This window comes from Tabrizicola sp. BL-A-41-H6 (assembly GCF_050632395.1).
Lineage (GTDB): Bacteria > Pseudomonadota > Alphaproteobacteria > Rhodobacterales > Rhodobacteraceae > JAUYQR01.
Map to the genome: position 1 here is coordinate 4,038,989 of NZ_CP192600.1, position 12,147 is coordinate 4,051,135.

General features: G+C 66.0%; 10 protein-coding genes. 3 read left to right on the forward strand and 7 right to left on the reverse strand.

Annotated features, from left to right (window positions below; all coding sequences use genetic code 11):
- The first annotated feature begins 6 nt into the window (after positions 1-6).
- Entirely contained in the window at positions 7-1,167 is a 1,161-nt protein-coding gene (locus ACROUL_RS19885) for an extracellular catalytic domain type 1 short-chain-length polyhydroxyalkanoate depolymerase (RefSeq protein WP_431301159.1), read from the forward strand.
- Here ACROUL_RS19885 and ACROUL_RS19890 read toward each other — a convergent pair whose 3' ends face one another.
- The 7 genes from ACROUL_RS19890 to iolD form a co-directional block, all read right to left on the reverse strand.
- The gene (locus ACROUL_RS19890; RefSeq protein ID WP_431301160.1) at positions 1,168-2,343 is read right to left on the reverse strand and encodes an efflux RND transporter periplasmic adaptor subunit; all 1,176 of its coding nucleotides are present in this window, start codon (positions 2,341-2,343) and stop codon (positions 1,168-1,170) included.
- A 3-nt stretch (positions 2,344-2,346) separates the two neighbouring features.
- Entirely contained in the window at positions 2,347-4,713 is a 2,367-nt protein-coding gene (locus ACROUL_RS19895) for an ABC transporter permease (RefSeq protein ID WP_431301161.1), read from the reverse strand.
- Positions 4,707-5,423: an ABC transporter ATP-binding protein gene (locus ACROUL_RS19900; protein ID WP_431301162.1), complete on the reverse strand. Its 717-nt coding sequence runs from the start codon at positions 5,421-5,423 to the stop codon at positions 4,707-4,709. The genes ACROUL_RS19895 and ACROUL_RS19900 overlap by 7 nt, the downstream gene beginning before the upstream one ends.
- A gap of 71 nt (positions 5,424-5,494) precedes the next feature.
- Positions 5,495-6,334 (reverse strand): class II fructose-bisphosphate aldolase, encoded by an 840-nt coding sequence (locus tag ACROUL_RS19905; protein WP_431301163.1) that lies wholly within the window; start codon positions 6,332-6,334, stop codon positions 5,495-5,497.
- On the reverse strand, positions 6,331-7,170 hold the full coding sequence (locus tag ACROUL_RS19910) for a 5-deoxy-glucuronate isomerase (RefSeq protein ID WP_431301164.1): 840 nt from the start codon (positions 7,168-7,170) through the stop codon (positions 6,331-6,333). The genes ACROUL_RS19905 and ACROUL_RS19910 overlap by 4 nt, the downstream gene beginning before the upstream one ends.
- A gap of 10 nt (positions 7,171-7,180) precedes the next feature.
- Entirely contained in the window at positions 7,181-8,158 is a 978-nt protein-coding gene (iolC, locus tag ACROUL_RS19915; RefSeq protein ID WP_431301165.1) for a 5-dehydro-2-deoxygluconokinase, read from the reverse strand.
- Entirely contained in the window at positions 8,158-10,020 is a 1,863-nt protein-coding gene (gene iolD, locus ACROUL_RS19920) for a 3D-(3,5/4)-trihydroxycyclohexane-1,2-dione acylhydrolase (decyclizing) (RefSeq protein WP_431301166.1), read from the reverse strand. Before iolD ends, iolC begins: the two co-directional genes overlap by 1 nt.
- Positions 10,021-10,124: 104 nt before the next feature.
- On the opposite strand from iolD, the gene ACROUL_RS19925 reads away from it, so the two are divergent.
- Together ACROUL_RS19925 and ACROUL_RS19930 are read left to right on the forward strand one after the other, a co-directional pair.
- Positions 10,125-11,240, forward strand: coding sequence for a Gfo/Idh/MocA family protein (locus ACROUL_RS19925; RefSeq protein WP_431301167.1), 1,116 nt, complete (start codon positions 10,125-10,127; stop codon positions 11,238-11,240).
- Positions 11,241-11,247: 7 nt separating this feature from the next.
- The gene (locus tag ACROUL_RS19930) at positions 11,248-12,141 is read left to right on the forward strand and encodes a sugar phosphate isomerase/epimerase family protein (protein ID WP_431301168.1); all 894 of its coding nucleotides are present in this window, start codon (positions 11,248-11,250) and stop codon (positions 12,139-12,141) included.
- Positions 12,142-12,147 lie beyond the last annotated feature (6 nt).

Here is a 12,147-nt window from a genome sequence, read left to right on the forward strand (position 1 = left end):
CAGGACATGACCAGCATTTTCAAACACGGGATCGCCCGTGCGACGGAACTGACACGCTCGGGGAAGCTGATGGAAGCGACGGACCTGATCCAGTCACTGCTGCGCGGTGAAGACGCGGCCCCGCTGCCGGACGCGACGCCAAATCAAGGTGTCATAGAGGGCGAATTCACCCGGCTTGACGGATCGGCACCGAAACGGGACCACAAGCCGAAGCGGCCAGCAACCAAAGGCGCGGCCCGTTCCGGTCTGGGCGAGGCGCTGCGCAAGATTGCCGCTGGCGGGATGCCGGCGCGTGGCCCGCTGGCCGACGCGGGCCAGATGCCCGCTGGCGCGCAGTTCCATGCGCTGACCCATACGTCCGCAAAGGGCAGTCTTGAATACCGTCTTTATATTCCCGCCGCCAAGGCCACCGCGCCGATGCCGTTGATCGTCATGCTGCACGGCTGCACCCAGACACCGGAGGATTTCGCCACCGGCACCGGCATGAACGCCTTGGCCGAGGAGTTTGGCGTGATCGTCGCCTATCCGGCCCAGCCGACGGGCGCCAACGCGCAGAAATGCTGGAACTGGTTCCGCCCCGAAGACCAGAGCCGCGGCAAGGGCGAACCTGCCCGTTTCGCCGCGCTTGCGAATGAGATTCGTGCCAATCATCAGGTCGATCCGACGCGCATCTACATTGCCGGACTGTCTGCCGGTGCTGCCGCTGCGTTGGTGACGGCGGCGGCCTATCCCGATGTGTTCAGCGCGGTCGGCGCCCATTCCGGTCTGCCCGCAGGCAGCGCCCGCGACGTGGCTTCGGCGTTTTCCGCGATGCGCAGCGGCGGGCAGGGCAGGCCGCACAAGACCTCCGTTCCGACGATCGTGTTTCATGGCACAGCCGACGGCACCGTTCACCCCGGCAACGCCGCAGCCGTGATCGCGCAAGCCATCGGTGCGATGCCGGCCTTGGAAACCACGGTCGAGACGGGGCGGTCTGACGGTGGTCGGGGGTTCAACAAGACGGTCTATGTCACGCAAACCGGGCGCCCGATGGCCGAGTTGTGGGAGATCGACGCAGCGGGCCACGCCTGGGCAGGTGGCGCGCCGGGTGCCAGCTATACAGACCCGTTGGGCCCGGATGCATCGCGCCACATGCTGCGCTTCTTTCTGGCGCAGGATACGGCCTGACTAGGGCAGCACCCGCACCCGAACGCCGCCAGTGACTGCGTCGCTTGGGTGCAGCACCACAAGATCGCCCGCCTCCAGACCCTGCAGAACTTGGGCGAAATTGTCGTTGCGTTCGCCGATCACGATGCGGGTCAGCACCGCGCGGCCGTCCCGCACCAGATAGGCGGCCCAGTCCGACCCATCGCGAAAGAGCGCCCCGACCGGGATGGTCAGCACGTCCTTCCCCTCCCACACGCTCAGTCCGGCCAGCACCCGAAAGCCGTGTCCGAGCCCCTGCCATGCTTCGGGGTCGCCGCTGAGGGACAGGATCACCTCGACCCGCTGTTCCTCGATGCCAAGGGCGGAGACCTTGGTTACCGCCGCCGGCTCGATACGTTCCACCCGCGCTTCGAGGTCTGGCCCACCCCAGCCGTAGATGCGCGCCGCTGCCCCCACCGTCGCACGCACCGCATCGCGCGACAAAAGCTCCACCGAAATTTCAAGGGCAGCCGGATCGCCGATTTCAATGATCGGCGTGCCGGCCTGCACGACCCGCTCGTCCTCGGTCACGACGCGCAGGATGCGTCCAGCAACAGGTGTGTTTATCTCGATGCAGCAGGTGTCCTTGCCATCGCCTACGGCCAGAACGGCGCGCGCGCTGTCACGCTCTCGTTCGCGCACGGCAAGATTGGCCTTGGCGCTGGCAACCGCAGCCTCTGCCGTGCGCTGGGCCAGTATGGCATTGTCCAAAAGCTGTTTCGACAAGGTCGCGCGGTCAAATAAGGCCTGCGCGCGGTCGGCCTCACTTGCTGCATATTCAAGCGTTGCGTCGGCTTGCGCCAGTTGCGCGCGGGCCAGATCTACAGAGGCGGTTGCGGCGGCTTCGGCGGCTTCGGCCACCGCGCGCGACCGGCTGTCCAGCAGCGCCGGTGCCGCCGGTCCGATCCGCGCGACCACGTCGCCTGCCCGCACGGTGTCGCCTGCATGGAGGGCGATGCGCTGCAACTTGCCTGCAATCGGCGCCGATACGGTGAACACCTCGCGGATCTGCGCCTCGCCCTCGGCCTCGATCTCGACGCTGAGGTCACGGCGCGAGACGGCGGCAGTTTCAACCGCAATGGCCTCGGGCAGGAAGGCCCAGATCAGAAGGGCCAGCACCCCCGCGCCCACAACGATGAAAGGCAGATAGCGTCGCATGGCTCACTCCCGCGTTTTCAGAACGGCGATCATGTCAAGGCGGTTGATCCGGCCGCGCACCGCGACGCCGGACAAAAGCGCCGCCCCGATGACGATCAGACTGGCAGTCGCATAGACCTCGCGCCCCATCACGAACGGCACCCGGTAAAGGTCGGACGAGAACGCCGCGACCATCGCCAGCCCGATGCCATGCCCGATCAGCCAGCCCAAGGGCTGCGCCACGAGGACGACCGCGGCCAACTCTCCCAGGATCACGCCCGACACCTCGGCTTGCGTGAAGCCAAGCACCCTGAGGCTGGCAAGTTCGCGCCCCTGTTCCGACAACGCGATGCGCGAGAAATTGTAGACCACGCCCACCGCGATGATCCCGGCCAAGGTGACATAGACGGTGATCATCACCGTGATGTTTTCTGCCAGCGTCTCGCGGAACCGCGACACGGTCAGGTCGGTCACGTTCATGAAACCGGTTTTCGGCGCCTGCCGCGCGGCGACAAAGAACGCATCCTGCCCGGCCGGATCAAGGATGACGTTGACGCCCGAAATCAGCGCGCCGTCGCCCATCGCCCGGTTCAGCGCGCCCATCTCCATCGCCGCGCCAAGCCCGACATAGCCGACCGAAATTCCGCTCACCGGCAGTTGCACGACGTTGCGGCGGCCTTCCAGAAACTCCACCGTCACCAGATCGCCGCGCGACACGTTCAACGCATTGGCCAACGCTTCACTGACGATCAGCCCCGCGCCGGGCATCGCCATTGGCACAAGGTCGGGCGACAGCGCACGCGACAGGCGCGCGCTTGCTGGCCGGCCTTCGATGGCCAGCCTCTTTGACCGCGCGCCGTGCGACAGCCGCGCGCTGGCAACGCGGAACGGCTCGGCTGCCATCACGCCGGGCATCTGGCGCACGTCCTGCACCGCCGATGCCGGTTCCGCCCCGACAAAGGCGATCTTCACGTCCTGCCGTTCCGCGCGCGAAAAGGTCACGTCGATCATGTGGTCGATCGATCCGAAAGACCACAGCGACGCGACCAGGATCGCCACCGCCATCGCCACCCCGATGATGCTGGACAGGCTGCGCATCGGCCAGCGCAACAGGTGCCGCGCGATCATCCGCCCGGTCTGGCGCAACGGCACCAGTCGCGCGATCAACCCCGTCCTGCGGCGAAAATCGGCAGGGGCCGGGGGAGCCATCGCCACTGCGGGGGCCAGCCTCAGCACCCCCCGTACCGTTTGCAGCGCCCCCCCGATCGCGGCGGCAAGGGTGATTGCTGCGGCCAATACATAGATCTGCGGGTCGCGGGTGAAGACGAGGAACGGGAACGAGAAGAACCGCGCGTAAAGCTGCGCCATGCCGGCACCAAGCCATGCGCCCGCGACAAAGCCGATCAGGCAGCCGATCACCGCGATGCACAACACAAACTCAAGGTAGTGCCCCGCGATGCTGCCCGACGAATAGCCAAGCGCCTTCAAAAGCCCGATCTGCTCGCGTTCCAGCGCCACCAGGCGCGACAGGGTCATGTGCACCAGCATTGCTGCGACCAGAAGGAAGATCGGCGGCAGCACCTTCACCATTGCGCCAAGCTGCTTCAACTCGGCATCCAGAAACGCGTGCGAGATCTGTTCGCTCCGCCCTGTCGCCCCGTTGCCGCCATAGGGCGCGGTCAGCCGGTCCAGCGCCTCGATCACTCGCGCTTCAGAGGTGCCGGGGGCCAGCCGCAGCACAATGTTGGAAAACGCGCCGTCAAGGTCATAGGCCGCCTCCAGCGTGGCGCGCGGCAGCCAGGCGATGCCGAAGCGGCGGGGGTCGGGCATCATCTCGCCGGGGCCAAGCGCGTAGATGAATTCTGGCGACAGCGCGATCCCGGTAACCACAAGGTCGCGCCGCTTGCCGTTCATGATTACCGGCACCGTCGTTCCCGGCTGCAACCGGTGCGCGGCGGCAAACCCCTCGGAGACCACGATCTCGTCCGAGGCCAGCGGTTCGGGCAGCCGCCCCTGCCGCAGGTGCAGCCGGTTCAACCCGGCGTCAGGGTTTACCGGCAGCGAGACCAGAAGGATCGACGCGGGTTCGACCATGTCGGGAAATTCCGGCCTTCCCAGCTTGACGATCCGCGCCTCGGCCTGCAGCACCCCGTCGATTGCCGCCACGTCGCCCAGCAGCGCCAGAGGCGCGCGCGTCAGGTCGGCGAACACATCGGCAAAGCGGTAGTCCGCGTAATACCGCGCCCGGGTTTCGGAAAGCGAGGCATGTGCGCCGTTGCCAAGGATCATCGTCGCGACCCCCGCCGCCAGCACCAGCGCAATCGCCAGCACCTGCGCCCATAGCCGGCCAAGATCGCGCAAAACCTTGCGGCGCAGGGGGGCGATCACCATGACACTTGGTCCGGGCGCTTGCGGGTGGAGTTTACCGCGGTTTCCACGATCCGGCCGTCGGCAAACCGCAAGGTGCGGTCAGAAATGTCGCGGATTGCCGCGTTGTGGGTGATGACCAGCGTGGTCGCACCCACGGCCCGGTTCACTTCGGTCAACGCCTCCAGCACGCGCACGCCGGTGGCGCTGTCCAGCGCCCCGGTCGGCTCGTCGCAGAACAAGAGTTCCGGCCGTTTGGCGATGGCGCGGGCAATCGCGACGCGTTGCTGTTCGCCGCCTGAAAGCTGTGCCGGAAAGTGATCTTGCCGCGCCGATAGCCCCACCAGATCAAGCGCGTCACCCGGTTTCATCGGATTGCGCGCGATTTCCGTCACCAGCGCCACGTTTTCCAGCGCGGTCAGGCTTGGAACCAGATTGTAGAACTGGAACACGAAGCCCACGTGATCGCGCCGGTATTGAGTCAAACCGCGCTCGTCCAGCTCGGTCAGTTCGTGGTCGCGAAACTGTACCCGACCCGCCGAGGCCGTATCCAACCCGCCAAGGATATTGAGAAACGTTGACTTGCCCGAGCCCGATGGCCCGAGGATCACCACGAATTCGCCCCGCACGGCGGCAAAATCCACGCCCCGCAAGGCGTGCACCTCTACCGGCCCGTTGCGGTAAACCTTGGTCAGGCCGCTTGCGCGGATGACGATGTCTGGGTCGTCGGGCATCGGGGCTTTCCGTCAGGAACCGCCACAGTATCCGATCCGCCGTGCCCGGCCCTTGACGCAGGTCAAGTCTGTCAGGCCCGCCCGCTGGCGCCCAGCCCGCGCATCACCGTGCGCGCGGCGGCCATCACCGGCGCTTCGGTTTCACGCAATATGGCAATGCGATCGAAACGTGTCGGATCGCGTGCCACCGCTTCGCGCAGTGCGGCGCCAAAGGCCATTCGCAACTCGGTGCCGATGTTGAACTTGGCAATCCTGCTGCTCGCGGCCAGCATCGCACGGTCAGCCAACGGCACACCCGACCCACCGTGAATGACCAAGGACACCTCGGTCACCGCCTCGATCGCCCTGAGGCGCGCGATGTCCAGCGCGCGGCCCGGGCCGGTTTGCAGGTGTAGGTTGCCGACCGAAACCGCCATCGCGTCCACCCCCGTTTCACGGGCAAAGCGCGCGGCTTCTTCGGGGTCTGTCCCCGCCGACTGCTCGCCACCCGCATAGCCCACGAAGCCGATCTCGCCCTCGCAGGACACCCCCGCCGCATGGGCAAGACGGGCCACCGCAGCCGTCGCCGCGATGTTCTCCTCCAACGGCAGGCGCGAGCCGTCGAACATCAGCGAGGTGAACCCCGCATCCAGCGCGGCGCGGCATTCGTCCAGCGACGTGCCGTGGTCCAGGTGCGCCACAACAGGCACCGAGGCGTTGGCCGCCAGATGCCGGAACATCGCGCCCAGCACGGGCAGCGGTGTATGCGCCCGGCAGCCCGGCCCGGCTTGCAGGATCACCGGCGCGCGCTCGGCCTCGGCGGCGGCCACATAGGCGCGCATATCTTCCCAGCCAAGGCAGACCAGCCCCGGCACCGCGTAGCCCCCGGCCAAGGCTGGCCGCAACACATCGGCAAGGGTGGCCAGCGTCATTTGAACTTGGCCACCATGTCCATGATCCCCGGGATGGTATGAAGCTGCGCGGCGTGAGTTGGCTGGAAATGCTGCTTCAGGCTGCGCTGGCTAAGTCCGCCGAGGATGGTGAAATAATACATCTCATACCCCGGCAGCACGCAGCAGGGGTGGTAGCCGTTGTCGATCAGCACGGTGGAGCGGTTCATGATGTGATAGGCGTCACCAGGTTGGTTATCCACCCGCTGCAGCATCTGCAGGCCCGAGCCGTAGTCGGGCCGGAAGCGGAAGTTGTAGCATTCGTCATGCCGGGTTTCTTCGGGCAAGCGGTCCGTGTCGTGCTTGTGACTTGGAAACCCCGACCAGCCGCCTGCACCCACGGTGAACAGCTCCGATACCAGCAGGCGGCCGACGCGGTCGTGGTAGGCGGCACCGAGGATATGCTTGATCTTGCGGTGCGTCTTGGTGTCATCCGAGCCGTATTGCACACGGTCGATTTCCGCCGCCCGCACGGCGAACGGTCGCAACGTCTCGGCGAACTTGGCGCCGGCGATGAACACCTCGGTCTCGGTCAGCGCGGTGATCCGCGCGCCGCTGCCAGATGGCACGTAAACCCCTTCCGGCTCGCCGTCCCAGACGTCGACACCCCTGTTCCCGATGGCGGCGAAGGTCTCGCCCATCGTTTCCACTGTCACCGTGCCGGTGGCGGGCACCACGCAGGTTTCATACCCCGGCACGCGGTAATCGAAATGCTCGCCTGCGCGCAGCCGTACAATGTTGAAATAGACCAGCGGCACATGCGCGTCATCCACATCGACGATGGGCCGGTTCTGGTTGTCGTGGGGGGCGATGTGCATCTGCGTCCTCTCAGGCCGTGGGGCCGGTGTGATCGGCAAGGAAAGTGTCAAGTTCGGCAATGCTGGGCATCGCCGGGGCGCAGCCGACACGCGCGACAACCATCGCGGCGGCGGCTGATCCGCGCAAGACGGCTTGCCTGACCGGCATGCCCCGCGCCAACGCCGCGATCAGCGCGCCCAGAAAACTGTCGCCCGCGCCGGTAGGCTTCAACGCCTCGGTCCGGTAGATGCCGGTCTGGAACTCGCCCTCGGGCGCCAGGGTGATCGCACCCTTCTCGCCCATCTTGTAGACCACCAGTCCCGCCCCGCCGCGCACCAGATCGCGCGCCTTGTCGAGCCCCCGGTCAAGGTGGCCGGCCATGAAGCCGAACTCCACGTCATTGCCGACGATCACGTCACACAGCGCCCCGGCGCGGGAGTAGACTTCCTCTGCCACCGCTGGCGAAGGCCAGGAGTAGGGCCGGTAGTCGATGTCAAAGATAAGCGGCACCCCCGCAGCCCGCGCCAGATCGAAGGCCCGGAACGCAGCACTGCGCGAAGGGTCCGCCGCCAGCACCGTACCGGTGGTGATCAGCGCCGAAAAGCCGGTGAAATCCACCGCTTCCACATCAGGCACCGTCATCGCGAAATCGGCAGCGTTGTTGCGATAGATCACCGATTGGCAGTTCTCCAGCCGGGTCTCCACCACCGCCAGCGAGTTTCGCGCTTCGCCCGCAACGCTGCGCACATGAGTTCGCTCGACACCGTAGGCGTCCAGCTGGTTCAGACAGAACCGCCCCACCGCATCGTCCGACACGCAGGTCAGTAGTGCCGCGCGGCAGCCCTGTCGCACCAGGGCCACCGAGATATTGGCCGACGATCCCCCCAGAGCGGTGGTGAACCGCGTGGCCTCCTCGACCCGCGTTCCCGGTGGATCGGCGTAAAGGTCCATCCCCGCCCGCCCGATCACCAGAAACCTGCCGCCAGCGAGGCGCGAAAGGTCGGACATCACACGCCCCGACGCTGGCCAGCGCGCCCGGCTTCTACCTCGGCGTGCTTGTGGCGGACCGTGGGCGTAGCCGAGACCTCTGCAGTCCCGATCTCCCACCAGGCGTGGCCTTGCGTCGTCCAGCCCTCGTAGGGATCGACCTGCATCACGATCACGCTGGTCTTGGTCGCGGCCTTTGCGCGCTTGAACGCTTCGGCCAGTTCGGCGGGGTTCGCCACGGTTTCGGCATTTGCACCCATCGCGCGGGCGTGGGCTTCGAAATCCACCGTGAACGGCTCTGGCACGGTAGGGCAATCGGCGATCAGGTTGTTGAAACTGGCCTGTCCAGTGTTGTTCTGCAGCTTGTTGATTACCGCGAAACCGCCGTTGTCCAGCACCAGCACGATCAGCTTCTTGCCCGTCAGGACCGAGGAATAAATGTCGGAGTTCATCAAGAGGTAACTGCCGTCGCCGACGAAGACGATGGTGTCACGGTCAGCCTCATGCTCGCTTTGTGCAATCCGCGCGCCCCAGCCGCCAGCAATTTCATAACCCATGCAGGAAAAGCCGAACTCCACGTCCACCGTGCCGATGCCCAGCGTGCGCCAGTTGGCGGTTACCTCGGCAGGCAGCCCGCCCGCTGCCGTCACCACCCGGTCGCGCGGATGGCAAATCGCGTTCACCACGCCGATCGCCTGAGCATAGGAGTTGGGTCGGTTGCCATGCGCCACGTTGCCCGCAACATAGGCGTCCCAGAGCTTGCGTTCCGCTTGCGCCCGCGCTGTCCACTCCGCCGCCGCATGGTGGCCGGCAAGGCCCGCCCCCAGCGCCAGAAGTCCCAACTTTGCATCGCCGACCACGGCCAGGGATTGATGCTTGGCCGCATCGTGGCGCCCGGCGTTCAGCCCGATCAGCTGGGCATCGGGTGCGAACACCGTCCAGGACCCGGTGGTGAAATCCTGCAACCGCGTGCCGACCGCCAGCACCACATCTGCCGCCCCCGCTATGGTGTTGGCGCTGTCCGACCCCGTCACGCCAAGGGGGCCGATGTTCAACGGATGCTCTGCCAGCAGGTTCGCCCGCCCCGCGATGGTCTCGACCACGGGGATGCCATGTGCTTCGGCAAAAGCGGTCAACTCCGCCACCGCGAAGGAATACTGCACTCCGCCGCCTGCCACGATCACCGGGCGCTTGGCCGCGCGCAAGAGCGCCACGGCTACGGCGATTTCCAGCGCGTCGGGGGCTTGCCTGCGGATGCGGTGCACCCGCCGCGCAAAGAATTGGGTCGGGTAGTCATATGCCCAGCCCTGCAAATCCTGCGGCAGGCCAAGGAACGCCGGCCCGCAATCGGCGGGGTCGAGCATGGTGGCCAAGGCGGCCGGCAACGACTGCAGGATTTGCGCGGGGTGGGTGATCCGGTCCCAATAGCGACTGACCGCCTTGAAGGCGTCGTTCACGCCGATGGTGGGGTTGCCGAAGTGTTCAAGCTGTTGCAGCACCGGGTCGGGCAGGCGGGTCAGGAACGTATCGCCACACAGCATCAGCATCGGCAGGCGGTTCGCATGGGCCAAGGCAGCCGCAGTCAACAGGTTCGCCGTGCCGGGCCCGGCGCTGGCGGTGCAGAACATGAAGCGGCGGCGCAGGTGATGCTTGGCGTAGGCCGCTGCGGCGAACCCCATGCTTTGCTCGTTCTGCCCGCGGTAAAGCGGCATCTCGGCCTGCACCGGATAGAGCGCCTCGCCCATACAGGGCACGTTGCCGTGGCCGAAAATGCCGAAGCCCCCGCCGCAGATCCGTGTTTCGACCCCGTCGATGTCGATGAACTGGTTCATCAGCCAGCGCACGATTGCCTGCGCCACGGTCAGCCGGATGCTGTCGGTCATTCTTTCCTCGTTCTCGACTGCCCGCAAAGCCACTTGCGCGCTATGGTGACTGAGGATACATATTTTGCAACCGGTTGCAATACCGGCATCGGGGGAGTTCAGGCGTGACCGAGATCGGGATCGGACTTGTCGGGGGCGGCTACATGGGCAAGGCCCACGCTGTCGCCTATTCTGCCGTCGCAGCGGTGTTCGATACCCCCCTGCGCCCCCGGCTGGAACTGATCGCCGCCTCCAGCCCCGCGTCTGCAGAAGGCTACCGCCGCGCCTATGGCTTTGCCCGCGCCGCGCGCGACTGGCGGGAACTGGTGGCCGACCCGAAGGTTCAGGCAGTGGTCATCGCCTCGCCGCAATCCACCCACCGCGCGATTGCCGAGGCGGCATTTGCCGCCGGCAAGCCGGTGTTCTGCGAAAAACCGCTGGGTGCTTCGCTGGAAGATGCGCTTGCGATGACGGCGGCGGCTGAGGCGTCGGGGTTGCCGAACATGATCGGGTTCAATTACGTCCGGACGCCCGCCACGCAGTTCGTCATCCAGCTTCTGGCCGAGGGTGCCATCGGCGACCTTACGTGGTTTCGCGGCGAACATACCGAGGATTTTCTGGCCGACCCGTCGTTGCCCGCCACATGGCGCACCTCGGGCCGCGCCAACGGCTGCATGGGTGACCTTGCGCCGCATCCGATCAACTGCGTCTTGGCGCTGATGGGGCCGGTCGCCGAACTTTCCGCCCGGATCGAAACCGTCCACGCCACCCGCCCCGGCCCGAACGGCCCCGCTCCGGTGGACAATGACGATCAGGCGCAACTGATGCTGCGTTTCGCCAGTGGCGTCATGGGGCACCTGTTCGTCAGCCGTGTCGCGACCGGGCGCAAGATGGGCTATGCCTACGAGATTCATGGGACCAAAGGCGCGATCCGCTTTGACCAGGAAGATCAGAACGCCGTCCACCTCTACCGTGCCGAAGGGCCCGAGGCGACGCGCGGCTTTACCCGCATCCTGACCGGCCCCGCGCACCCGAACTACGCCGCCTTCTGTCAGGGACCGGGCCACGGCACCGGCTATCAGGACCAGATCATCATCGAGGCGCGGGATTTTCTGCAAGCGATTGCCAGCGGCAAACCGGTCTGGCCCACATTCCGCGACGGTCTGGCCGTTTCCCGGATCATCGACACCGCCTTCAAGGCATCCGACGACGGCCGCTGGCACGCCGTTGCGCAAACATGAGGACCACATGACCATCCGTATCGGCAACGCCCCCTGCTCTTGGGGCGTGGAATTTGCAGACGACCCGCGCAACCCCACTTGGCGTCAGGTGCTGAAGGAATGCGCCGATGCGGGCTACCGCGGCATCGAGCTTGGTCCCATCGGCTTCATGCCCGAAGACCCAGCGATCCTGGGCGAGGCGCTGGCCGAAAACGGGCTGGAGCTGATCGGCGGCGTCGTGTTCCGCCCGTTCCACGACCCTGCGAAATGGGACGAGGTCTGGGACGCTGCCGACCGCACCTGCAAGGCGCTTGTGGCGCATGGCGCGAAGCATCTGGTTCTGATCGACTCGATCTCGCCCCGCCGAGCTCCGACTGCGGGCCGGGCGGCTGACGCCGAACAGATGGATTCTGCCGAATGGGCTGCGTTTCGCGACCGCATCACCAAAGTCGCAAGACTTGGGGCCGAGGAGTATGGCCTGACAGTCGGCATCCACGCCCATGCCGCAGGCTTCATCGACTTTGAACCGGAACTGGAGCGGTTGTTGAACGAAGTCGACGAGAGCATCCTGAAGATCTGCTTCGACACCGGCCACCATTCCTACGCGGGCTTCGACCCGGTGGCCTTCATGCGCCGCCATATCGACCGCATCTCCTACATGCATTTCAAGGACATCGACCCCGTCGTGAAGGCCCGCGCCATCGCCAACAGCACCGGATTTTACGACGCCTGCGGACAGGGCATCTTCTGCAACCTTGGCAAGGGCGACGTGGATTTCCCCGCTGTCCGCCAGATCCTGCTGGATGCGGGGTTCGAGGGTTGGTGCACCGTCGAACAGGATTGCGACCCCACGCTTGACGTCCGTCCGAAAGACGATGCACAGGCGAACCGCGAATATCTTGAATCCATCGGCTTCAACTGAGGACCA